The 23,686-nt window shown below is 72.4% G+C and carries 15 protein-coding genes; 10 read left to right on the top strand and 5 right to left on the bottom strand.

Translation table 11 applies throughout. From position 1 onward, the window contains the following. Positions 1-84 precede the first annotated feature (84 nt). Positions 85-2,595, top strand: coding sequence for a DNA helicase PcrA (gene pcrA / locus ACZ3TS_RS07015; protein ID WP_467614320.1), 2,511 nt, complete (start codon positions 85-87; stop codon positions 2,593-2,595). A gap of 51 nt (positions 2,596-2,646) precedes the next feature. Here pcrA and ACZ3TS_RS07010 read toward each other — a convergent pair whose 3' ends face one another. Next, a complete protein-coding gene (locus tag ACZ3TS_RS07010; RefSeq protein WP_467614318.1) occupies positions 2,647-4,230 on the bottom strand; it encodes a M23 family metallopeptidase in 1,584 nt (527 codons plus the stop codon). A gap of 277 nt (positions 4,231-4,507) precedes the next feature. Beyond that, positions 4,508-5,374 (bottom strand): lipase family alpha/beta hydrolase, encoded by an 867-nt coding sequence (locus ACZ3TS_RS07005; protein ID WP_467614316.1) that lies wholly within the window; start codon positions 5,372-5,374, stop codon positions 4,508-4,510. 695 nt (positions 5,375-6,069) lie between these two features. On the opposite strand from ACZ3TS_RS07005, the gene ACZ3TS_RS07000 reads away from it, so the two are divergent. Next, the gene (locus tag ACZ3TS_RS07000; RefSeq protein ID WP_467614314.1) at positions 6,070-6,486 is read left to right on the top strand and encodes a cobalamin B12-binding domain-containing protein; all 417 of its coding nucleotides are present in this window, start codon (positions 6,070-6,072) and stop codon (positions 6,484-6,486) included. A 247-nt stretch (positions 6,487-6,733) separates the two neighbouring features. Here ACZ3TS_RS07000 and ACZ3TS_RS06995 read toward each other — a convergent pair whose 3' ends face one another. Together ACZ3TS_RS06995 and ACZ3TS_RS06990 are read right to left on the bottom strand one after the other, a co-directional pair. Next, positions 6,734-8,350 (bottom strand): DUF5691 domain-containing protein, encoded by a 1,617-nt coding sequence (locus ACZ3TS_RS06995; RefSeq protein WP_467614312.1) that lies wholly within the window; start codon positions 8,348-8,350, stop codon positions 6,734-6,736. A gap of 42 nt (positions 8,351-8,392) precedes the next feature. Then, a complete protein-coding gene (locus ACZ3TS_RS06990) occupies positions 8,393-9,745 on the bottom strand; it encodes an SWIM zinc finger family protein (RefSeq protein ID WP_467614311.1) in 1,353 nt (450 codons plus the stop codon). Positions 9,746-9,879: 134 nt separating this feature from the next. Between ACZ3TS_RS06990 and ACZ3TS_RS06985 the strand changes: the two genes are divergently transcribed. The 7 genes from ACZ3TS_RS06985 to sucD all read left to right on the top strand — a co-directional run bounded on the left by ACZ3TS_RS06985 (position 9,880) and on the right by sucD (position 20,713). Then, on the top strand, positions 9,880-11,130 hold the full coding sequence (locus ACZ3TS_RS06985; protein WP_467614309.1) for an ATP-binding protein: 1,251 nt from the start codon (positions 9,880-9,882) through the stop codon (positions 11,128-11,130). Between the two features lie 132 nt (positions 11,131-11,262). Beyond that, the gene (locus tag ACZ3TS_RS06980) at positions 11,263-13,689 is read left to right on the top strand and encodes a DUF5682 family protein (RefSeq protein ID WP_467614308.1); all 2,427 of its coding nucleotides are present in this window, start codon (positions 11,263-11,265) and stop codon (positions 13,687-13,689) included. Continuing rightward, positions 13,686-14,885: a VWA domain-containing protein gene (locus tag ACZ3TS_RS06975; protein ID WP_467614307.1), complete on the top strand. Its 1,200-nt coding sequence runs from the start codon at positions 13,686-13,688 to the stop codon at positions 14,883-14,885. The genes ACZ3TS_RS06980 and ACZ3TS_RS06975 overlap by 4 nt, the downstream gene beginning before the upstream one ends. Before the next feature lie 206 nt (positions 14,886-15,091). Next, positions 15,092-16,192: a hypothetical protein gene (locus ACZ3TS_RS06970; RefSeq protein ID WP_467614306.1), complete on the top strand. Its 1,101-nt coding sequence runs from the start codon at positions 15,092-15,094 to the stop codon at positions 16,190-16,192. A 246-nt stretch (positions 16,193-16,438) separates the two neighbouring features. Then, a complete protein-coding gene (locus ACZ3TS_RS06965) occupies positions 16,439-18,145 on the top strand; it encodes a hypothetical protein (protein ID WP_467614304.1) in 1,707 nt (568 codons plus the stop codon). 480 nt (positions 18,146-18,625) lie between these two features. Then, a complete protein-coding gene (gene sucC, locus ACZ3TS_RS06960; protein WP_467614303.1) occupies positions 18,626-19,807 on the top strand; it encodes an ADP-forming succinate--CoA ligase subunit beta in 1,182 nt (393 codons plus the stop codon). A 21-nt stretch (positions 19,808-19,828) separates the two neighbouring features. After that, positions 19,829-20,713 (top strand): succinate--CoA ligase subunit alpha, encoded by an 885-nt coding sequence (gene sucD, locus ACZ3TS_RS06955; protein ID WP_467614301.1) that lies wholly within the window; start codon positions 19,829-19,831, stop codon positions 20,711-20,713. Positions 20,714-20,831: 118 nt separating this feature from the next. Here sucD and ACZ3TS_RS06950 read toward each other — a convergent pair whose 3' ends face one another. Beyond that, entirely contained in the window at positions 20,832-21,872 is a 1,041-nt protein-coding gene (locus tag ACZ3TS_RS06950) for a helix-turn-helix domain-containing protein (protein WP_467614299.1), read from the bottom strand. Positions 21,873-21,968: 96 nt separating this feature from the next. Between ACZ3TS_RS06950 and ACZ3TS_RS06945 the strand changes: the two genes are divergently transcribed. Then, positions 21,969-23,639, top strand: coding sequence for a cell division protein PerM (locus tag ACZ3TS_RS06945; protein ID WP_467614298.1), 1,671 nt, complete (start codon positions 21,969-21,971; stop codon positions 23,637-23,639). Positions 23,640-23,686 lie beyond the last annotated feature (47 nt).

Below are 23,686 nucleotides of genomic sequence, written 5' to 3'. Positions count from 1 at the left end.
CGCAGGGCCCGCGCCACGCTCCCGCAGACGGAGTTCGCGGGGCGGCGGCCGCTTGTCAGTGAGGAGCCCTAGACTCGGAGAGCGATGAGCAGCCTCTTTGACGACAGCTTCCTGGCGGACCTCAAGGCCACCTCGGCCCGTGAGGAGGAGCCCCCGCCGCCCGAGGACGATCACGCTCCGGAGTCGGTTCCGGACGATCTGTTCGGCGGGCGGTTCGACGTGCCGCCGGACCGGGACGCCTACTACCGCGACGGCGCCCCCCGCCCCGTCGTCGACCCCCAGGCGCTGCTCGAGGGGCTGAACGAGAACCAGCGCGCGGCCGTCGTGCACGCCGGTTCCCCCCTGCTCATCGTGGCCGGCGCCGGTTCCGGCAAGACCCGCGTGCTCACGCACCGTATCGCCTATCTGCTGGCCGAGCGGGGGGTGCACCCCGGGCAGATCCTCGCCATCACCTTCACCAACAAGGCCGCGGGTGAGATGAAGGAGCGCGTCGAGCGGCTCGTCGGCCCCCGCGCGAACGCGATGTGGGTGATGACCTTCCACAGCGCGTGCGTCCGCATCCTGCGGCGGGAGAGCAAGAAGCTCGGCTTCACGTCCTCCTTCTCGATCTACGACGCCGCCGACAGCAAGCGCCTGATGGCCCTCGTCTGCCGCGACCTGGACCTCGACCCCAAGCGCTTCCCGCCCAAGTCCTTCAGCGCCAAGATCTCCAACCTGAAGAACGAGCTGATCGACGAGGAGGACTTCGCCGCCCAGGCCACCGACGGCTTCGAGAAGACCCTCGCCCAGGCGTACGCGCTCTACCAGTCCCGCCTCCGGGAGGCGAACGCGCTCGACTTCGACGACCTGATCATGACGACGGTCAACCTGCTGCGCGCCTTCCCGGGCGTCGCCGGGCACTACCGCCGCCGGTTCCGCCACGTCCTCGTGGACGAGTACCAGGACACCAACCACGCGCAGTACGCCCTCGTCCGGGAACTCGTCGGCACCTCCGAGCACCCCGTGGACGTGCCGCCCGACGACCACGACCTGCGGCCGGCCGAACTGTGCGTCGTCGGCGACGCCGACCAGTCGATCTACGCCTTCCGCGGCGCGACCATCCGCAACATCCTCCAGTTCGAGGAGGACTACCCGGACGCCACCACGATCCTCCTGGAGCAGAACTACCGCTCCACACAGACGATCCTGAGTGCCGCCAACGCGGTCATCGAGCGCAACGAGTCGCGCCGCCCCAAGAACCTGTGGACCAACGCGGGCGCGGGCGCACGGATCACCGGCTATGTCGCCGACACCGAGCACGACGAGGCGCAGTTCGTCGCCGACGAGATAGACCGCCTCACCGACCAGGGCGAGGCGAAGGCCGGCGACGTCGCCGTCTTCTACCGCACGAACGCCCAGTCCCGAGTCTTCGAAGAGGTCTTCATCCGCGTCGGCCTGCCCTACAAGGTCGTCGGAGGCGTCCGCTTCTACGAGCGCAAGGAGGTCCGGGACGTCCTTGCGTACCTGCGGGTGCTGGCCAACCCGGAGGACTCCGTGCCGCTGCGGCGGATCCTGAACGTGCCGAAGCGAGGGATCGGCGACCGCGCCGAGGCGATGATCGACGCCCTGGCCCAGCGGGAGAAGATCAGCTTCCCGCAGGCGCTGCGCCGCGTGGACGAGGCCTACGGCATGGCGTCCCGCTCGACCAACGCGGTCAAGCGGTTCAACGCTCTGATGGAAGACCTGCGAACGATCGTGGAATCGGGCGCGGGACCGGCCACCGTCCTGGAAGCGGTGCTCGAACGCACCGGCTACCTCGCAGAGTTGCAGGCCTCGACCGATCCGCAGGACGAGACCCGCATCGAGAACCTCCAGGAACTCGCCGCTGTCGCCCTCGAGTTCGAGCAGGAGCGGGGCGAGGGCGCAGCGACCACAGGGGCCGCCGTCCCCGGAGGCACGCTGGCCGACTTCCTGGAGCAGGTCGCCCTGGTCGCCGACTCCGACCAGATCCCCGACGAGGAGGAGGGGGGCGGCGTCATCACCCTGATGACCCTGCACACCGCCAAGGGCCTCGAGTTCCCGGTGGTCTTCCTGACCGGCATGGAGGACGGCGTCTTCCCGCACATGCGCGCGCTCGGCCAGACCAAGGAACTGGAGGAGGAGCGGCGCCTGGCGTACGTCGGCATCACACGCGCGCGGGAACGGCTGTACCTCACGCGGTCGGCCATGCGCAGCGCCTGGGGCCAGCCCTCGTACAACCCGCCCTCGCGCTTCCTGGAGGAGATCCCGGACCAGCACGTGGAGTGGAAGCGGACGGGCGCTTCCTCCGCTCCCGTGTCGTCGGGTCCGCTCTCGGGCGTGGCGGCCTCGCTGTCGTCCTCCCGGTCGCGGTCCTCGGCTGCGGGCGCGTCCGGCTTCGCCACGCGCCGGGGCGGCGCGACAGAGAGGCCGGTGATCCCTCTGGCGGTCGGCGACCGCGTCACGCATGACCAGTTCGGCCTGGGTACGGTCGTCGGCGTGAACGGCACGGGGGCGAACGCAGAGGCGACGATCGACTTCGGGGACACCAAGCCGAAGCGGTTGCTGCTGCGGTACGCGCCGGTGGAGAAGCTGTAGCCCCCATAGTTGAGCCCCCGCCGAACGGCGGGGGCTCAACTATGGGTTGGATCAGGTCGGGTCCAGCCCGTGACTCCGCAGCCAGGGCAGCGGGTCTATCGCGGAGCCTCCGCTCGGCCGCACCTCGAAGTGCAGATGTGGCCCGGTGGAGTTGCCCGAGTTGCCGGAGTACGCGATCGGCTCGCCGGCCTTGACGGTCGTCCCGCTGGCGACCCGGTAGCTGGAGAGGTGGCAGTACCACGTCTCCGTGCCGTCCTTCGCAGTCACGATCATCATGTTGCCGTAGGCGCTGTTCCACTGCGTGCGGACCGTGCCGTCGGTCGCGGCCATCACCGTCGTGCCGTACGAGACCGGAAAGTCGATACCGGTGTGCACGGACATCCAGTTGATGCCGGCCTGACCGAAGTAGGCGCTGAGCCCCCTCTGCGTGACAGGCAGGGCGAACTTCGGACGCAGCCGCTCCTTGAGTGCCGCCTCCGCCGCCGCCTTCTTCTTCTCGGCCGCCTGTTGGGCCTTGAGGTCGATGCGTTCCTGCGTGCGACTGGCCCGGTCAGCGAAGTCGTTCGCCCCCGCGGAGAGGCTCTCGAGCTGGGAGTCCAGCTTGTTGTTGGCGGCGGACGGCTTCACCGGAGTCACGGGGGAGGCACTCGTCGTCCTGCCGTCCTCCCCGGCCGTGCCGACGGACGCGGCGGCGATCCCGGCGACCCCCATCACGCACGCCGACGGCACGGCGACCGTCAGAAGTGCGGACCGCTTCGCCGGGGGACGCCGCCGGGACCGGTTGGAGGCGCGGGAGGCGGCACGCGGGGCCGGGGCGGGAGTGATCTCCTCCTGGTCCTCGAGCAGCGGAGCGTCGCCGGATGCCTCGTCGGCCTCCGACCCGCCGTCTTCGGCGGTCGTTTGCCCGTACGGGAGCCGATCGAAGGCTTCGGCTTCGAAGACCGCGGTGGCCTGCTCGTCGAAGGGCTCGGCCTGGTCGAACGCCCCGGTCGCCCGCTGGTCGAAGGACTCGGGGACCACGTGCTCGAAGGCCGCCGTCGCGGTCGCCGCCTTGGCGTGCTGCTCGTGCGTCTCGTACTCGGAGGCGCCACCCGAGTTCCACTGCGTGGCGTCGTACGCGCCCGTGTCGGAGGCCTGCATGCCCCAGTCCCACTGGTGGGCCGGGTCCGTCGGCTGATCGGCCCCGAGCCAGGCATGCCCGTCCCACTGGCCGGTGGCATCGGGGGACGACGTGGCCTGCGCGGGGATGCCGGCGAGCTGCTGATATCCGACGGCCCAGGCCGTCGTGTCATGGGCGCCCGTGTCGAACGCGGCGTGGTGCTGGGCGGCGTACGCGTCGTAGTTCAGCGTCTGGTACGTGCCGGCACCGAGGGTCGCGTGGCTGTCGGCGGCCCACTGCGTGGCGTCGTACGAACCGGTCGAGTCGTGGCCCGGGAGGTCACCGAAGAGGGGGTCGGCCGCGAAGGTCGTGGCGGTGTGGCCGACGGTGCCGAAAGCGGTTGCGGAGGCGTCGGCGTAAGTCGTGAACTCACCGTACTGGCCACCCTGCCCGCCGTACGACGCATAGTGCGCCGAGTCGGCATCGGGGGCCGGAGCCGGGGGAGTTGCGGTCCCCGACGGGTGACGGTCGTTCACCAACTTCTCTTTCGCCTCGACAACAGGGGCTGGCAGAGCAGTGCGGCGACTGTACCCGGCGGTATGCGGGCGCGACAATCTTCGGCAGGTTTCCCTCCGGCAGGAAACGGGCATTCGGCCGTGTTTCGGCGGCCCTCGGCAAGGCTTTGGTGCTGCGTTCGATGAATGTTCGAGGGCGTGCCGGTATCCGGGAACTGTCGGGCGGCCGGGTCGGAGCTGTGCCGAGCGAGGGTGCGGGCTGTCTTCCGGTGGCGGTGTCGGCCGGGGGCGGAGGGGCTCAGGCCACCGTCAGACCGTCGGTGTGGGCGGCGGTTGCTCCTGGCTGTTCGAGGTCCAGTGCCTGTCGTATCCCTGTCGCGACGGCGGGGTGCACCGGCAGCGCGAGGTGGCCGATACCGCTGACCCGTATGTTCTGCGCCTGCAGGTCGGGGTGGTCGACACACGCTGTCTCCAGCGGATCCATCAGAGGATCCAGATCGCTCCAGAAGCTCACGAAGTGCGTACGGCAGCCGGGGGCGGGCTCGCGCAGCTCCTCGATCAACTCGGAACCGGGGCGCATCTGGCGAACGATCGGGTGCGCGTTCGCGAGCGGCGCGACGCGGGTGCCCGAGTGGGGTGTACCCAGCGTCACGAGTGTACGGACGTGGAGGTCGCCACCGAGGCGCTGCACGTAGTACCGCGCGATCAGTCCGCCCAGGCTGTGTCCGACGACGTCCACCCGCTCCTGCCCGGTGCGCTCGCAGAGCTCCTCGATGTGGCGGCCGAGCAGCTCGGCGGCGGTCCGGATGTCACACGTCAACGGAGAGTAGTTCAGTGACTCGATGTGCTGACGCCCGTGCTGCGTGAGGTTACGGCGCAGCAGGACGAATACCGAGCGGTTGTCGATGAAGCCGTGGAGCAGGATGACCGGGGGTTTGGCCTCGGTCGGCAGCGTGGCGGTGTCCGGAGGGGGTGGCAAGGGCGCCGAATGGCGCTCCTGGATGATTCCCGAGGGGTAGAGGAGCAGATGCCCGGCGAGGATCGCGAGCTCCAGGGCGGTCGCCTTCAGAAGGGCAAGGGAGAGTCCGGCCAGCCTGATGGGGAACAGGCGCTGGCACAGCGGAAGCAACGGCTGCAAGGGCTGCACTGCCCTGGTGACCATCATGGCCGACCTCCCGTCGGCGCACGCGAGGACGCCTCTGTCCCCCGTGAGCCCTCATGGAAAGCCGATTGCGGCGGTGTCCTGCGGGGCAGGTGCCGCCGGTGCGGCCGTGCCGCGGATGCGGCGCGTGCGACGCCGGTGACACGACGGACGCCTTTTTCGTCGCAATGACGCGATGCCGTCCGTCTTCGTGGCGCGGTACCCGCCCTCCTCGTACGGGTGTGGCTCCCCGCTGTCGTGCCCGTGCAAATCCTTTCGCCGACGAGCCCACCACCACGGCGCCCCGCTGGCGGTGCGGTGGTGCGGCCGCCTCGTAGCGGCTCTCCTTGCGCACGATCTCCTCGGTGCACGGCGCGCGAGCCGCCGTTGACTGCGGCGCGTGTGCCGCGGAGAGGGGAGACCCTGCGCGGCGAATGTGTCCCACTGTGTGATTTCCCCCTCGGTCCGCACCGTGAAACTGCCGGTTGCGGGATGCTGGCGATAACGTTCGTTCACTTCCCGCGTCGATGCGGCGCGGGGCGCCTGTGCCGTGACGGGTGCAGTGCGCCTGTTCCGCGGGGACTGTGGGGCGGGCGGGTTCACGCGTCCGTCGGTGCGGAATGCGCCGACCGTGTGGTCCGCGTGTCCGCCGGTGGGGTGATGTGGCGGCAGTGCGATAGATCGGTACAGGGTGGAGTAGTCGCTTCATGGAGGCAGTGATGGGTGTGGCAGCCGGTCCGATCCGCGTGGTGGTGGCCAAGCCGGGGCTCGACGGCCACGACCGCGGGGCCAAGGTGATCGCGCGGGCGCTGCGCGATGCGGGTATGGAGGTCATTTACACCGGCCTCCACCAGACACCCGAGCAGATCGTCGACACGGCGATCCAGGAGGACGCCGACGCGATCGGTCTGTCGATCCTGTCCGGCGCGCACAACACGCTGTTCGCCGCGGTGATCGACCTGCTGAAGGAGCGCGACGCGGAGGACATCCTGGTCTTCGGCGGCGGGATCATCCCCGAGGCGGACATCCCTGCGCTGAAGGAGAAGGGCGTTGCGGAGATCTTCACGCCCGGGGCCACGACCGCCTCGATCGTGGACTGGGTGCGGGCGAACGTACGCCAGCCGGCAGAGGCGTAACGCTCCGCGCTCGGTGGCGGGGAGGGACCTGGTGAGGGACCTTGAGCTCGCCCTGGGGATCCCCGCGAGCGAAGTCGAGCATGAGGCGTTCGAGGACGAGGCCGTTCAGGCCGAGTCGGGGGCCCGGGAGCGGTAACCCCGACGGGACGGGACGGTCCGAGCCGGTCAGGGCCGGGGGCGAATCTTCCCCCCGGCCATCCCCGTCCCGTGCGGTTCCGGGCATCCCGAGGCCGTCCCGTGCCCCACTTCACGGCTCCCCCAGTTCCTCCCGCATCGTCGCGCGCAGGCGCAGCGTCGTCGTCAGGCGCTGGAACGCCTCCGCCCAGTAGCCGCCGGCTCCCGGCGACGCGTCCTCCGGCTCGTCGGGTATCGCCGCCAGCGCGTCGAGTCGGCTCGCCTCCGCGGGATCGAGGCAGCGCTCCGCCAGGCCCATCACCCCGCTGAAGCTCCACGGGTAACTTCCCGCGTCCCGGGCGATGTTGAGTGCGTCCACGACCGCCCCTCCGAGAGGAGCGGCCCAGGGGACCGCGCACACCCCGAGGAGTTGGAACGCCTCAGACAGACCGTGCGTGGCGATGAACCCCGCGACCCAGTCGGCCCGTTCCGCCGCGGCCAGCGTCGACAGCAGCTTGGCCCGCTCGGCCAGTGACACCGCTCCCGGGCCCCCGGCCTCCGGCGCCGAGGGCCGTCCGAGCAGGGCCCGGGACCAGCCGGGGTCCCGCTGCCGTACCGCCGCCCGGCACCATGCCGCGTGCAGTTCGTCCCGCCAGTCGTCCGCCACCGGGAGAGCGACGATCTCCTCCGGCGTACGCCCCCCGAGTCGTGCCGTCCATGCGCCGAGTGGTGCCGCCTCCACCAACTGGCCGAGCCACCACGACCGTTCGCCGCGCCCCGCCGGAGGTTTGGGCACCACTCCGTCGCGCTCCATGCCCGGATCGCACTCGTGCGGCGCCTCGACCACGATCATGGGTTCGCCCCGCGTGCGGTCGACCGCCACACAGGCCGCCGCCCGCGCCGCCATCCGCCCGGCCAGGGCCGAGCCCGGCAGCGCCGACAGCAACTCCGCCGCCGTCGCCCGGACATTGCGGCTCCGATCGGAGAGCGCCTGTTCCAGGAACGGCTCGTCCGCAGGCTCCAGTCCCGTACGGAGCGAGTCGAGGAACATCAGGCGGTCCTCGGCCCGCTCCGTCGCCCAGGTGGCGGCCAGCAGTTCGCGGGCGGCGGCCGGCTTCCGCGTACGAAGTGCGGTGAGCAGCGCGACCCGTTCCGCGAACAGGCCTTCCTGCCAGAGGGGTTGGGCGCGATCCGTCTCTTCCGGCGGCGGTCCGGACCCGCCGCCGGGCGTGGAGCGCAGCGCGAAACGCCAGTCCGGGTTCAGCCGGGCCAGCCACAGGGCCCGCGGGCCGGCGAAGGCCAGCGCCGCCGGCCGCAGGTCCGTGCGGCCGCGCGCCGCGTCCAGGAGCGCCGGCAGCGTTTCCGGGGGTGGCGCGAAGCCGCGTGCGTTGGCCAGGGACAGCCACTGCGGCAGCAGCTCCATGAGGTCCGGGGCCGACCCTCGGCGACCACCGCCCGTGCCGGGGCGGTCGGACAGCAGCACGGCGAGTCTGCGGGCCGCCGCGGGCGGCAGCGGTGGGCGCGGGTCCGCTGCCGCGGGCTCCGGCCGTGCCCCCGCCGGGGCGGGGCGCAGTCCTGCCCTGCGGCGTACCGTCTCCACGGCGGCCAGGTCGAGCAGCGCCGTCGGTGCCTCGCGGCCGGGCAGCAGCCATGGCGGTGTACGCCGGTCGGTGCCGAGCAGCGCCACGGTCACGAGCTCCTCCCAGGGCACGGCGGAGTGCGTGTCCGACGGAGCGTGGGTCGCACTCATGTCAGTCCCTTCCGGGCCGGTTTCGGAGTTGCTCGGGTGTCGTCAGCACAGCGGGACCGCATCTCCGGCTCCCTCCGGCCAGGCGGTGAGCGGGTTGAAGCCACGGTGGCCGCACTCGCCGAAGATCGTGACCGGGGCACCGCCCGAGAGGGCGACCAGGCGCCACAGACCCGGACGGGCGCCCGCCGAAGGGGTGAGCGGCAGCGCCGTAGTGCCTTCCGCGTCCGCCAGCTGCCAGGAGTCCTCGACCGGCGTCGGTATGACCCGGCCCAGCGTCACCGGGAACGACTCCAGCCAGGGGTCCACCCGGAGCGCCTCCCCGTAGCGCGCCGCAGCCCGTGCGGTGGTCACACCCGGCGGCCGCAGCGCTGCCGGTGCGGGAGGAGTGAGCTGCTCGCCCAGGGCGGCCCGCAGCTGCCCTGCTCCCGGATACGCGGACACCTCCGCCTCGAAGGTCAGTCCCACCGGCAGGGCCAGTTCCGGTGCGCGCCCGGCCGCCCCGTAGGAGAGGAGCAGCACGGTGCGCTCGGACTCCGCCCCGTACAGCCAGATCCGGCGCGTGGTCAGGCGTCCGTCCGAGGTGTCGTACTGCGCCAGCACCAGCCAGTGGTCGCGGACGGGCGGACCCTCGGGCGAGCCCGGCAGTCCGACCCGCGAACGGACCGTCGCCGCGAGCCCGTCCGGCAGCCGCTCACGGCGCAGCCAGCCCCGGTCCAGCAGGTGCAGCAGCGCGCACTCCTCCAGCAGCCGCACCGGCCAGCCCGGTCCCGACGAAGGGAGCGCCCCCAACTCCCTCACTCGCGCGGCCAGTCCCGGAGCCTGCGCGTCGACCATCCGGGCGGCCGTCTCCTCCCACAGTCCGTACCCCGCCTGCTCGGCCGTGGCCAGACCGGCGCGCAGCAGGTCGGTGAGCCGCTGCTCCAGTTCCCCTGCCCCCGCCGTGATCCGCTCGGCCCGCCGTTCCGCCCTGCGCCGGGCCGCTTCCGGATCCGCGGACGCGGGTGGGTTCGCGCCGCTCGTCGTCCGCTTCTCCTGCGCGCGCTGTCTGCGCCCGTCGATCCACTGCTCCGCCCATTCCGGCACCTGCCCCCGCGGCACCGTCCCGTCCTCGCCCGCCCACAGAAGCAGCAGTCCCAGCGCGTGCTTGCACGGGAACTTGCGGCTCGGACAACTGCACGTGTACGCCGGGCCGGCCGCGTCCGCGATGTCGATGACCGTCTGATACGGCTTGCTGCCACTGCCTTTGCACAGCCCCCACACCGTCCCCTCCTCAGAACTGCCCGCCTCCGACCACGGTCCGGCCGCGCCGAGTTTGCTTCCCGCTTTGCGTGACGCGACGTCAGGCGCCAGTGCCAGCACCTGTTCCGCAGTCCAGCGCACCCCCTGCTGAGTCATGCCATCGAAGGTAGATCCCGGCACTGACAATCGGCCGGCGAGGGACTGTTTGCGCAGGTCAGGATGCATTGTCAGTGGCGTGGTGCACGGTTGGTGCCAGATCCGAGACGGCCGATGCCGAGGGGGAAGTGGCCATGCGTGTGACCGTTGATCCGATGTCCGTCGAACCGGGCCCGAGCGAGTCCGCGCCCGCGAACAGGGGCGGGGGCCCGGACGGGCGGGTGTCCGCACCCGTGCGCACGTCCGCGGAAGAGAAGCCGGGCGAGCAGACGGAAGCAAGCACGAGGGAAGCGGGGAAAGCGGCGGCCGAAGCGCTGCGGCCCCACGCCGAGGACGCCTTCGCGGCTGAACTCGCCGCGCTGGCCGCGCAGGACGACCGGCCGCGCCCCGCGTGCTGGAAGCTGTCACCGTGGGCCGTGGCCACCTATCTGCAGGGCGGCACGCTGCCGGACGGCACGGTGATCACACCGAAGTACGTCGGTCCCCGCCGCATCGTCGAGGTCGCCGTCACCACGCTCGCCACCGACCGCGCCCTGCTCCTGCTCGGCGTGCCCGGCACGGCCAAGACCTGGGTGTCCGAGCACCTGGCGGCGGCCATCAGCGGCGACTCGACGCTGCTCGTGCAGGGCACGGCCGGGACCCCGGAAGAAGCGATCCGCTACGGCTGGAACTACGCGCAGTTGCTCGCACAGGGCCCGAGCCGTGAGGCGCTGGTGCCCAGCCCCGTCATGCGGGCCATGGGTGAGGGGATGATCGCGCGTGTCGAGGAGCTGACCCGCATTCCGGCCGACGTGCAGGACACGCTGATCACGATCCTTTCCGAGAAGACCCTGCCGATACCGGAGCTGGGGCAGGAGGCGCAGGCGGTTCGCGGCTTCAACCTGATCGCGACGGCCAACGACCGCGACCGCGGGGTCAACGACCTGTCGAGCGCGCTCCGCCGCCGCTTCAACACGGTGGTGCTGCCGCTGCCGGAGAGCGCCGATGCCGAGGTCGACATCGTCTCCCGCCGGGTCGAGCAGATCGGCCGCTCGCTCGACCTGCCGGCCGTACCGGACGGTGTCGACGAGATCCGCCGTGTCGTCACGGTCTTCCGTGAGCTGCGAGGCGGCGTCACGACGGACGGCCGGACGAAGCTGAAGTCGCCCAGCGGAACGCTGTCCACCGCCGAGGCGATCTCCGTCGTCACCGGCGGGCTGGCGCTGGCCGCCCACTTCGGCGACGGCGTGCTGCGGGCTAGCGACGTCGCCGCGGGCATCCTCGGCGCCGTCGTCCGCGATCCGGCGGCCGACCGCGTCATCTGGCAGGAGTACCTGGAGGCGGTGGTCCGCGAACGCGACGGCTGGACGGACTTCTACCGCGCGTGCCGGGAGGTGACCGCGTGAACGTCTCGGACGACGACTCCTCGTGGAACGTTCTGGGCGGGGCGAGCGGTGTCGCAGCCACGGACGACCGTGGCGGCGCGGGAGTGAACGGGGAGGGCGACCCGGCGTGGTCCCGGCGACGAGGGGGATGGTGTGACAGGCGTTGACAGGCCGCCCGGCGAGGGGCCGCTGCTGCTCGGGGTGCGGCATCACGGCCCGGGGTCCGCGCGCGCCGTGCGTGCCGCGCTGGAGGCCGCGCGGCCGCGGGCCGTGCTGATCGAGGGGCCGCCGGAGGCGGATCCCCTGATCCCGCTCGCGGCGGACGAGGAGATGCGCCCGCCGGTGGCGCTGCTCGCACACGCCGTGGACGAGCCCGGACGCTCGGCGTTCTGGCCGCTGGCCGAATTCTCCCCGGAGTGGGTGACGATCCGCTGGGCCTTGGAGCACGGCGTTCCGGCCCGGTTCATCGACCTACCGGCGACTCACACGCTGGCATGGGGGAAAGAGGATCCGGTGCCGGTGGAGGGCGCGCCCGGGGAGGCGCGGCCGGCGCCGACGGGAGACCTGCCCGGGGACGCGCCACTGCCATCGGAGGCTCAGGCAACCGACCCGCCCCAAGGCCCCGACGACGCCGTGCGCGTCGACCCTCTCGCCGTGCTGGCCGAGATCGCCGGGTACGACGATCCGGAGCGGTGGTGGGAGGACGTCGTCGAGCACCGGGGCGTGGGGGAGGACGACGCGCTCGCGCCGTTCGCCGTGCTCGAGGAGGCGATGACCGCCCTGCGGGAGACCTACGGTACCGGGGGGCACGAGCGGGACCTGGTGCGGGAGGCGTACATGCGCCTCCAAGTGCGCTCCGCGCAGCGAGAGTTCGGGTGCGACGTGGCCGTGGTGTGCGGGGCCTGGCACGTGCCCGCACTACGGAAGAGGGCCGCCGTCGCCGCCGACCGGGCCCTGCTGAAAGGGCTGCCCAAGGTCAAGACGGACATGACCTGGGTGCCCTGGACCCATCGGAGGCTGTCGCGGGCCGGCGGTTACGGAGCGGGGATCGACTCGCCCGGCTGGTACGGGCATCTGTTCGGCGCCCCCGACCGGCCCGTCGAGCGGTGGCTGACCAAGGTCGCCGGGCTGCTCCGCGAGGAGGACCGGATCGTGTCCTCCGCGCATGTCATCGAGGCCGTGCGGCTCGCCGGGACGCTCGCGGCGCTGCGCGGGCGCCCGTTGCCGGGCCTGTCCGAGACGACCGACGCGGTGCGGGCGGTCATGTGCGAGGGCTCGGACGTGCCGCTGGCGCTGGTGCACGACCGACTCGTGGTCGGCGACGTCCTGGGGGAGGTACCCGCGTCGGCTCCCGCCGTGCCGTTGCAGCGTGACCTCGCGCGGCTGCAGAAGCGGCTCAGGCTCAAACCGGTACCACTGGATCGGGAGTTGGAGCTCGACCTGCGCAAGGAGACCGACGCCGGGCGCAGTCGGCTGCTCCACCGGCTCCATCTGCTCGGGATCGCCTGGGGCGAGCCCATGGCCTCGCGCGGAAGTACGGGGACGTTCCGGGAGACCTGGCGGCTGCGCTGGGAGCCGGAGCTGGCGGTGCGGGTCGCCGAGGCCGGCGTGTGGGGGACGACCGTGCTCGCCGCCGCGACGGCCAAGGCCGAGTCGGACGCGACCGCCGCACAGAAGCTCGCCGACGTCACGGCGCTCGCGGAGCGGTGTCTGCGCGCGGAGCTGCCGGACGCGCTGCCCATGGTGATGCGGGTGCTCGCCGACCGCGCCGCCCTCGAAGCCGATGTCGGCCATCTCGCTCAGGCCCTGCCCGCGCTGGTCCGTTCCCTGCGCTACGGAGACGTGCGCGGCACCGACACCCGGGCGCTGGCGGGCGTCGCGGCCGGCCTCGCCGAGCGGGTGTTCGTCGGACTGCCGCCGGCGTGCGCCGCGCTGGACGCGGAGGCGGCCGAGGAGATGCGGCGCCATATGGACGCGGTGCACGGGGCGGTGGGGCTGCTCGGGGAGGGGATCGCGGGGGTACACGGCGACCTGCGTGGGCGGTGGCGATCCGTCCTGCGGGTGCTTTCCGGACGGGACACCGTTGCCGGTGTCATCCGCGGCCGTGCCGTGCGACTGCTTCTGGACGACGGGGAGCTGACGCAGGACGAGGCGGCGCGGCTCATGGGGCTCATACTCTCGCCGGGCACGGCACCGGCGGACGCGGCCGCATGGATCGAGGGGTTCGTCGGTGGCAGCTCGGGCGGGGGGATGCTGCTCGTGCACGACGAGCGGCTGCTCGGCTTGGTGGACGCATGGCTCACCGGGGTGCCTGCGGAGGCGTTCACCGATGTACTGCCCCTGCTGCGGCGCACGTTCTCCGCGTACGAGCCGGGAGTGCGGCGCACGCTGGGTGAGTTGGTGCGGCGAGGGCCGGGCGCGCGGGGCAGCGCGGTGGCCATCGGCTCGGGCGTCCCCGGATTCTCGTCCGAGCTCGACGCCGGGCGGGCGGACGCGGTGGTGCCGGTACTGCGTCTGCTGCTCGGTCTGGACGAGTCGGAAGGCAGTGATGTCGACGAGCTTGTGGAGGTGGCCGGATGAGCACGCACACGACCGACCGGACGGAAGCCCCAATTCCGGACCGCCGGGCGACCGGATCCGACGAGCGGCTGCGGCGGTGGCGGCTCGTGCTCGGCGCAGACGCGGCGGACGGGACCGGGTACGGGCTCATCGGGCGGGACGCGGCGATGGACGGGGCGCTCACCGCGCTGTACGGGAAGGGGGACAAGCCACAGCAGGGGCGAAACCGTTCGGCGGGCCTGGGGGCGTCCGCGCCGTCCGTCGCGCGCTGGCTCGGGGACATCCGGACCTACTTCCCCTCGTCCGTCGTCCAGGTCATGCAGCGCGACGCCATCGACCGGCTCGAACTGTCCACCCTCCTGCTCGAGCCGGAGATGCTCGAGGCGGTCGAGGCGGACGTGCACCTGGTCGGCACGCTGCTCTCGCTGAACAAGGCGATGCCGGAGACCACCAAGGAAACGGCACGGGCGGTGGTCCGCAAGGTCGTCGAGGACCTGGAGCAGCGGTTCGCCGGCCGCACCCGGGCCACGCTCACCGGAGCCCTCGACCGCAGCGCCCGAGTCACCCGCCCCCGCCACCACGACATCGACTGGAACCGCACGATAGCCGCCAATCTCAAGCACTACCTGCCGGAGCACCGCACGGTCGTGCCGGAGCGGCTGATCGGCTACGGCAGGGCGTCCCGGTCGGTGAAGAAGGAGGTCGTCCTTTGTATCGACCAGTCGGGGTCGATGGCGGCATCAGTGGTGTACGCGTCCGTGTTCGGGGCGGTCCTGGCGTCGATGCGGTCCATCGCCACCCGGCTTGTCGTCTTCGACACCGCCGTCGTGGACCTGACCGACCAGCTCGACGACCCCGTCGACGTCCTCTTCGGTACCCAACTCGGGGGCGGCACGGACATCAACAGGGCGCTGGCGTACTGCCAGTCGCAGATCACGCGGCCCCCGGAGACGGTCGTGGTCCTCATCAGCGACCTGTACGAAGGCGGGATCCGGGACGAGATGCTCAAGCGGGTTGCGGCGATGAAGGCGTCGGGGGTGCAGTTCGTCGCGCTGCTCGCGCTCTCCGACGAGGGGGCGCCGGCGTACGACCGTGAGCACGCGGCGGCACTCGCGGCGCTGGGCGCACCGGCGTTCGCGTGCACGCCCGACCTGTTCCCGGAGGTGATGGCGGCGGCGATCGAGAAACGGCCCCTGCCGATACCGGAGACGACATGACGATGACGACATGAGGGGCGCAACGGGCGCTTCTCAAACCGGGCATGACGGAGCGCAGGTGGGAAAGCGGATATGAGTACCCATCGGTAACGGGGGGCTTGCGCAACCGCAGGAGTCGCGTGCGAGGATCGACGGCGCTTCACCATCGGCGGTACACCGTGTTCGCTCCGTACCGCCTCGTTCCGCCCACGGAGGCTCTCCCCGTCTTGACCCTGTCAGCCGCACTGCCCTTCGCCGGTGCCGCACTGCGCGCGATGCGTACGGCGGCCGGGCGGCGTGCGCTGCATCTGGCGCTGCTGGTGGGCGGGTTGTTCGCGCTGGGGCTCCTGTGCGAGGGGCAGGCGCACGCGGTGGACGGTACGCCGGCGGCCTCGGCGGCTCCGGCCACGGCCCGCACTTCGGCCGACGCCGTACGGCCCGTCGCGGGGGCGGTGCGGCGGATCGAAGGGACCGTCAGCAGCGCGGTCGGGCAGACGGTGAAGGCTTCGCCCGAGCCCGCCGTCCAGCCGGGACGCCCCGTGTCTTCGGCCGGGCAGAAGCCCGACACCAAGCTGCCCGTGCCGCCCTCCGGCCGGCACAACGTGAGCCCCTCCGGCTCACACGCCGCCCGGCCGGTCACCGTTCCCGGCTCCCGTCCCTCGACGCCCACCACGCGCCCAGCGCCCATCGCACCCGCCGACCCCGTCACCTCTGTGGCCGAGACGGTTCCCGCTGTCGGCGGCACCGTCCGCCAGGCGGTGCGGCCCGTCGCCGAGGGTCTCCTGCGGCCGGTCGGCGACACGGTCGTCCGGCCCGTCGGGGGGCTCGTGCAGACGGTGACCGAGGGGCTGGCGGACGCGCCGTCGCAGTGGCCGTCGCTGCCGTCCCTCCCGGGCGTTCCCGGCCTGCCGGGGGTTCCCGGTCTGCCGGGTCTGCCGACGCATCCGGTGCACACTCTTCCCGCGCCGTCGGGGCCGCAGCAGCCAGGTGTGGGGACGGAACACCGGAGCGCGGTGAAGCAGTGGGGGACCGGCGCGTGCGGGCCGCGGGCCGCCGTGGCCGACGCCGGAGCCATGCAGCTCGCCCATCGCACGCCCCCTTTCGTGCAGTCCCCGCATGTGCCCTCGCACCAGACGCCCGACGGTGACCCGACGGGCGCGTACGGCGATCAGCCGGGCGCCGATGGCGGCGCTCCCCGGCACGGTGACGGGCACGCCGTCGCGTCGAACCACCGGGTGCCGCTGCCGTTGGTGCGCGGCGCCACCGCGGTCGTCACCGCGGGCGGGACCCGGGACCGGCACCGGGACATCCCCGAGTTCCCCGGCTAGGGCAGCACCTCTTCCCCGCGAGACCTGCCGCGCGGGGGCGGAACAGGTCTGCCCGCCGTCCGGACACCCCTCCGATCCCCGGACGGAAGCCACCGGACCCGAGCCGTCGAAGCCGGAGCGCCTCCTTGGCCGCCGGTCCCACTCCCCGGACCGCCCACGGATCCGTCGGCACCACGCCGACACCGGCCCAGGCCTCGGTACCGGTACGTCCCGAACTCCCGGAATCCCGAAGGATCTGACGCACAAATGAACAAGAACATCCGCCGCTCCATCGTCATAGCCGCCGGTGTCACCGGCGCGTGGGCGCTCGGCTCCGCCGTCGCCAGCGCGGACGAACTGCCGGCGTCGTCCGTGTCCACCCCTGACGTCGGCATCGACACCGCCGACACGGTCGGCGCGGTCACCGACACCGTGAACGGCGTCGTCGCCGGTGTGCAGGACACCGTGTCCGGTGTCCTGCAAGGCACGGCCGCGGACGGTGCCGCCTCGACGGTGACGGACACCGCCGCCAAGGCGCAGTCCACGGTCACGGACGCCACGAGCACCCCGGCCCGGCCCGGCGCCTGGGCCACGTCCCACGCCAGGAAGGCGACTCCCACCGCCGACCAGGCCCGCCGCTACCTCGACGCGAAGGCGACCGTCGCCCACCCGTCGCAGGCGAAGGGCGCCGCGCACGCCGCCATGTCCAGGGCCTCGACGGTGGCGGACCACGCCAAGGGCGCGGCCACGGCGGTCGTCTCCGACGCGACCGCTCCGCAGGACGAGATCGACTACCTCTTCGGCCCCCTCTCGGCCTTCGCCCCGGAGCTGGAGCAGGCGCTCGCCGCCGCGCAGACCAAGCTCCAGGGCGTGCAGAACGCCGCGCGCACCCAGGCGCAGGGCGTCGACGGCGTGGTCCGTACGAAGGCACAGACCACGGTCGCGGGCGCGGGCCGCATGGCGGGGGCCGCGAACGGCGCCGCACAGCAGACCGTCGCCGGGGCCGAGGGCCGGGCCGCGGGTGCGGTCGCCACTGCCCAGCGCCGGACCGACGAGGCGACGAACGCCGCGGACGCCAGTGTCTCCGCAGTCCCGGGCCACGTCACCGGTGCGGTGACCGGGCTGAAGCAGCAGGTCGTCGGCACGGTCACCGGCGTGCCCGGCACGGTCACGCCGGTGGTCGCCGAGACGGCCGCCGCCGTCCTTCCGCCGGTCGCCGGGACGGTCGTCGACGGTGTGCTGCCGGTCGCCGGGCACGCCGTCGGCGACGCGACCGGCCTGGCCTACGGGGTCGTGGCGGACGTCCAGCCGCTCGCGCAGCACGCGGCCGCCCACGTGTCCTCGCTCGCGTACGGCGTCGCCGCCGACGCGCAGCCGCTGGCGTACGGCGTGGCCGGTCAGGCGACCGGCGACGTGGCCTCGTCCGTGCTGCCGCCGGTCGCGCAGGCCGCCGTCCACGGGGTGGTGCCCGTCGCCGGGCAGGCCGTCGGGGACGCGACGCAGCTCGCGTACGGCGTGGCGGGCGACCTGGACCCCTTCGCGGGCGGGGTCGCCGGCCAGGTCCCGCCGCTCGCATGGGGCGTCGCCGGGAACGCGACGCAGCTGGCCTACGGCGTGGGGGACGAGGTGCAGCCGTTCGCCTACGGTGTGGCCGGTGCGGTGCAGCCGGTCGTGCAGACGGTGAACGACACCGTGCAGCCGGTCGTGCACGGTGTGGCGGGCAGCACCACGGACCTGGCGTACGGCGTGACGGGGGACGTACAGCCGTTCGCGGGCGGGGTCGTCGGTGAGGTCGGCCCGTTCGCGGAGGGGGTCGCGGGTCATGTCGCGCCGTTCGCCGGGGACCTCGCCGGGACCGTCCAGGCGTCCGGCGGCTCGCTGGGCGGCCACGCGGTGACCGGCGTTCAGGGCGTCGCTGAGTCCACGGCGCCGAGCTACCTGCAGCCGGGGCACTACAGCACGTACTCGATCTGATCCGCCGATGCCGTACTGCCGCGCGCCCGGCTGCGCCGCCGTACGGCACCCGACCGACTCCGCGGGGCTGAGGACCCGGGCGGCCGAAATCCGTCGGCCTGCTCGACCGAAACCCCGCGGCCAGGACGGGTGGCCCCATTGGGGTGGGGCCCACCCGTCCCGCGCCCTCCGGGGCGGCACAAGGGGTCCCACCGGGCCAACCCCAACCCGGTGGGACCCTGCCGCCCGGCTTCGCCCGTTCGCCGGAGGGCCGCGAGCCGGTCCACCCCTGGTGAGGCCGCACGTGTGACAGGTATCACCGCTCAGGTGTGATCTGCGATTTAGAGCCCCACCTCAAGCGGCGATAACCTGCGAGACGGACATGCCGCGCGCTCGGACACCGTGTGCGCCTCCCTTGTGACACAGCGGACGTCACGTTGCCCTTCGCGGCACGCCCACGCATCCAACGAACCGCGAGATCACTGATAGGGACGGAAGCGCGTGGACCTGTTCGAGTACCAGGCGAGGGACCTCTTCGCCAAGCACGGTGTACCGGTGCTGGCCGGTGAAGTCATCGACACGCCTGAGGGGGCGCGCGAGATCACCGAGCGGCTGGGCGGCAAGTCGGTCGTCAAGGCGCAGGTGAAGGTCGGTGGCCGCGGCAAGGCCGGCGGCGTGAAGCTGGCCGCCACCCCGGACGAGGCGGTCGCCCGCGCGACGGACATCCTCGGCATGGACATCAAGGGCCACACGGTCCACAAGGTGATGATCGCCGAGACGGCTCCGGAGATCGTCGAGGAGTACTACGTCTCCTTCCTCCTCGACCGCGCCAACCGCACCTTCCTCTCCATCGCCTCCGTCGAGGGCGGCATGGAGATCGAGGAGGTCGCGGCCACCCGCCCCGAGGCCGTTGCCAAGATCGCGGTCGACGCCATCGACGGCGTGGACCAGGCGAAGGCCCAGGAGATCGTCGCCGCGGCGAAGTTCCCGGCCGAGGTCGCCGACAAGGTCGCCGACGTGCTGGTCAAGCTGTGGGACGTCTTCGTCAAGGAGGACGCCCTCCTGGTCGAGGTCAACCCGCTCGCCAAGGTCGCCTCCGGTGACGTCCTCGCCCTCGACGGCAAGGTGTCCCTGGACGAGAACGCCGAGTTCCGTCACCCCGACTTCGAGGAGTTCCACGACAAGGCGGCGGCCAACCCGCTCGAGGCCGCGGCCAAGGAGAAGAACCTCAACTACGTCAAGCTCGACGGCGAGGTCGGCATCATCGGCAACGGCGCCGGTCTGGTCATGTCGACCCTGGACGTCGTCGCCTACGCGGGTGAGGCCCACAAGGGCGTCAAGCCGGCCAACTTCCTCGACATCGGCGGTGGCGCCTCCGCCGAGGTCATGGCGAACGGCCTGGAGATCATCCTCGGCGACCCGGACGTCAAGTCCGTGTTCGTCAACGTCTTCGGCGGCATCACCGCCTGCGACGCGGTCGCCAACGGCATCGTGCAGGCCCTGGAGCTCCTCGAGTCCAAGGGCGAAGAGGTCAACAAGCCGCTGGTCGTTCGCCTCGACGGCAACAACGCCGAGCTGGGTCGCCAGATCCTGGACGACCGCAACCACCCGCTCGTTCAGCGGGTCGACACCATGGACGGCGCGGCCGACAAGGCCGCCGAGCTGGCTGCTGCCGCGAAGTAAGGGACGAGGTCACAGACAACCATGGCTATCTTCCTCACCAAGGAATCCAAGGTCATCGTCCAGGGCATGACCGGCTCCGAGGGCCAGAAGCACACCAAGCGCATGCTGGCCTCCGGCACGAACATCGTCGGTGGCGTGAACCCGCGTAAGGCGGGCCAGTCCGTGGACTTCGACGGCACGGAGATCCCGGTCTTCGGCACCGTCAAGGAGGCCATCGAGAAGACCGGCGCCGACGTCACGGTCATCTTCGTCCCGGAGAAGTTCACCAAGGCCGCGGTCATCGAGGCCATCGACGCCGAGATCCCCCTCGCGGTCGTCATCACCGAGGGCATCGCGGTCCACGACACGGCCGCCTTCTGGGCGTACGCAGGCAAGAAGGGCAACAAGACCCGCATCATCGGTCCGAACTGCCCCGGCCTGATCACCCCCGGGCAGTCGAACGCCGGCATCATCCCGGCCGACATCACCAAGCCGGGCCGCATCGGCCTGGTCTCGAAGTCCGGGACGCTGACGTACCAGATGATGTACGAGCTGCGCGACATCGGCTTCTCGACGGCCGTCGGCATCGGCGGTGACCCGATCATCGGCACCACCCACATCGACGCCCTCAAGGCCTTCCAGGACGACCCCGACACCGACCTGATCGTCATGATCGGTGAGATCGGCGGCGACGCCGAGGAGCGGGCCGCGGCCTTCATCAAGGAGAACGTGACCAAGCCGGTCGTCGGCTACGTCGCGGGCTTCACCGCGCCCGAGGGCAAGACCATGGGTCACGCGGGTGCCATCGTCTCCGGTTCGTCGGGCACCGCCCAGGCGAAGAAGGAGGCGCTGGAGGCGGCCGGTGTCAAGGTCGGCAAGACGCCGACGGAGACGGCGAAGCTGGCGCGCGCCATCCTCGGCAACTAAGTACGGCTTGGCCGGCTGAGCTTTCCCCGGCCGGGTTTTTCCGGCTGAGTTTCCCGGCTGATCGGTGGCCCGTACCCCTCCAAGGGGTACGGGCCACCGACGTTTCCGGGGCGCCGCGTCAGCGCGCCTGGGGGACCAGTCGCTCCGGCCCGCTCTGGGACTGCGCCTTCAGCCGGGCACGGAGTGCCTGTTGCCGGGCGGACAGCGGGCCCTGGGCGACCCGGGCCGGGATGTCCTCGATCGCCGTTCCCGGGGGCACCGGTCGTTCGAAATGGCCCGCGGCCATGCTCAGGCTCAGGGCGGTCGCACCCGTGACGGCGGTCGTGCAGATGATCGCCGCGAGGGACCAGCGGCGGGCGCGGCGTTCGCCGCCGGAGCGCACCGAGGGCGGTCTGGCCGCGCGCAGACGTTCCGCCTGGGCCAGTTCGGCCAGCCTGCGGGAGAGGACGTCCGGCGCCGCCTGGTCCGGCACGAGTGCGGCCATGGTCTGTCGGGCGCGCAACAGCCGGGCGGCCGTCGCCGGAGTGCTCGCCTGCGTCTCCGCCGCGGTCTCCGGCAGGTCGAGGCCGACCCCGTCGTACAGCAGCAGGGTGCGCCGGTGGACCGGCGGCAGCGTCAGGAACGCCTCCAGCAGGGCGCGGTTGTCGGGATCCGCGGGCGGCTGCTCCGCGCGGCGGTAACGCGGGCGGAAGCGGTGCCAGGGGGAGAGCGCCCAGTCGTGCGCCGCCGCCCGTACCCACCCCGGCGGGTCCCGGTCCAGGGCCACTTCGGGCCAGCGGTGCCACGCCGTTTGGAAGGCACGCTCGGCCGACTCGCGTGCCAGTGCGCGTCGGCCGGTGAGCAGATACGCCTGCCGTACCAGGGTGGGGATGCAGGACTCGTACAAGGCGTCGAATGCCTGATGGGGCGTCAAGGGCGCGATGGGCCGGTCCTGGTTCCCCTCCGGTGCCGGTGCCTGGGCCGCCCACTCGGCGAGCAGGCTCGCGTACGCCTTCCGCTTCCGGCCGCGCGGGGTCGTCAGGCCGGTCTCCCAGTCGCGCACCGATTCGAGGGAGACGCCGAGCTTCGCGGCGACCTGAGTCTGGGTCAGCGACTGTGTCCTGCGCAGGCGGCGGCATTCCTTGGGTCTCGGCAGCTGGGAGGAGGGACTCTGCTTCACGTGACTGCCCTCCATGCAGAAAAGAACATAAACGTATATTGGGCGACACATCGGGTCTTTGCCTGTTACGCGGATAAAGCGCGTGTCGTTGGGACCATGGCGGGCGTGACCCAATGGACCCACCGCCGAACTCCGTTGCCGTCCCTGCTCACCCGGTTGCGGGACCGCTGGCCCGGGCTGGGCGACGGACTCCTGGCGGGCGCCGTTGCCGCGGCGCTGGGGCTCGGCTCGTTCGCCCTGCTCGTGATCGTGCTGTGGATCAGTTCGCCGTATCCCGACGACGGTGCCGGCGGGGCGCTGCGCGTGGCGGCCGCCGTGTGGCTGCTGGCGCACGGCGTCGTCCTCGTCCGCACCGAGACGCTGTCCGGACTGCCCGCGCCCGTCGGCGTCACGCCACTGCTGCTGGCCGTGGTGCCGGTGTGGCTGCTGCACCGGGCGGCCCGGGACGCGACGGACGGAGAAAGTGTGGAGCCCGCGGGGGACGACGTGCCGCTCGCCGACGGGCGCACGGCGTGGGCCGGAGTGGTGACGGGCTACCTCGGGGTGGGCGCGGTGGCGGCGCTGTACGCATCGGACGGGGTGCTGCGGCCGTCGTGGACGTGGACCGCGCTGTACCTGCCGCTGGTCGTCGTCGGGTCGGCGGGGTCGGGGGTGTGGACGGCCTACGGGCGCCCGTGCGGGCGCCTGCCACTGAGTGTGCGCAGGGCGCTGGAGTGGCTGCCCGAGGGCGTACGGCGGGTGGTGACCGCCGGCGCGGTGGATCGTGACGGGCGGCTACGGCTGGGGGACTCCCTCAGGGCGGCCATCGCCGGGGCCGCCGTGCTCGTGGGCGGGGGTGCGGTGCTCGTGGGGGTGTCCCTGATGTGGCACGGAGAGGCGGCTCAGGCGACGTTCCTGCAGCTCGGCGACGGGTGGTCGGGGCGGTGGGCGGTGCTGCTCCTGGCGCTGGCGCTGGTGCCGAACGCGGCCGTGTGGGGGGCGGCGTACGGGCTCGGGCCCGGATTCGTGCTGGGGGTGGGCCATGTGATGGGGCCGTTGTCGACGGCGCGGCCCCCGGCGCTGCTACCGCCGTTCCCGCTGCTGGCGGCGGTGCCCAGGACAAGCGGCGGGCCGCTGTGGTGGGCGGTGGGTGCGGTGCCGGTCGCGGCGGGGATGACGGTCGGGTGGTTCGTGGCGCGGGCGGCGTGCGAGGGCCGGGAGCGGGGGCGCGACGCGGTGTGGTCGGCCGGGCGGACCGTGGGGGCGGTCGCGGTGGCAGGGGTGGTGTGCGGGGTGTTGCTCGGGGGGCTCGCGGCGGCGGCGGGCGGGCCGCTCGGAGTGGCCGCACTGGCGCGGTTCGGGCCGGTGGGCTGGCAGGTGGGCATCGCGGCGGCCGGCTGGACGGTCGGGGTGGGGATGCCGGTGGCAGCGGGAGCACGGGCGTGGCGGCTGCGGGGGTCCCCGGTGCGGTGGCGTGAGCCGCAGCCCCGGCGCGCGGCGCGGGTGGTCGCGGTCCCCTCGCCGACGGTTCCGGAACCGGCCGCGGTCCACCTCGTCAGGTTCGTCGAAAAGTCGTACGAGGCGTGGGAGGAGCCCGATCTCGGGCCGTCCGAGGCGTGGGAGGACCCCGATCTCAAGCCGTACGAGGCGCTGCCGACGGAGGACCCGTTCCTCCCGGAATTCTCGGACCTCGCTCAGGCGAATCCCTGGAAGGCGGACCTGCCCCATGCGGATCCCCGGAAGACGGAGCTCCCGAATGCGGATCCCCGGAAGACGGAGCTCCCCTAGGCGGGCCCCCGAAAGCGGTCCCGCCGGAGGAACGGAAGCCTCATGCC

Source organism: Streptomyces sp. NPDC022910 (assembly GCF_055561075.1).
Note: the sequence above shows the minus strand (reverse complement) of the source record. Positions and strands in the feature narration are given on the sequence as shown.

What these genes read in the sequence shown, in the direction of transcription:
- pcrA (WP_467614320.1), top strand. Translation starts at nt 85, where the DNA reads ATGAGCAGCCTCTTTGACGACAGCTTCCTGGCGGACCTCAAGGCCACC.
- ACZ3TS_RS07005 (WP_467614316.1), bottom strand. Translation starts at nt 5,374, where the DNA reads ATGATGGTCACCAGGGCAGTGCAGCCCTTGCAGCCGTTGCTTCCGCTG.
- ACZ3TS_RS07000 (WP_467614314.1), top strand. Translation starts at nt 6,070, where the DNA reads ATGGGTGTGGCAGCCGGTCCGATCCGCGTGGTGGTGGCCAAGCCGGGG.
- ACZ3TS_RS06995 (WP_467614312.1), bottom strand. Translation starts at nt 8,350, where the DNA reads ATGAGTGCGACCCACGCTCCGTCGGACACGCACTCCGCCGTGCCCTGG.
- ACZ3TS_RS06990 (WP_467614311.1), bottom strand. Translation starts at nt 9,745, where the DNA reads ATGACTCAGCAGGGGGTGCGCTGGACTGCGGAACAGGTGCTGGCACTG.
- ACZ3TS_RS06985 (WP_467614309.1), top strand. Translation starts at nt 9,880, where the DNA reads ATGCGTGTGACCGTTGATCCGATGTCCGTCGAACCGGGCCCGAGCGAG.
- ACZ3TS_RS06975 (WP_467614307.1), top strand. Translation starts at nt 13,686, where the DNA reads ATGAGCACGCACACGACCGACCGGACGGAAGCCCCAATTCCGGACCGC.
- ACZ3TS_RS06965 (WP_467614304.1), top strand. Translation starts at nt 16,439, where the DNA reads ATGAACAAGAACATCCGCCGCTCCATCGTCATAGCCGCCGGTGTCACC.
- sucD (WP_467614301.1), top strand. Translation starts at nt 19,829, where the DNA reads ATGGCTATCTTCCTCACCAAGGAATCCAAGGTCATCGTCCAGGGCATG.
- ACZ3TS_RS06945 (WP_467614298.1), top strand. Translation starts at nt 21,969, where the DNA reads ATGGCGGGCGTGACCCAATGGACCCACCGCCGAACTCCGTTGCCGTCC.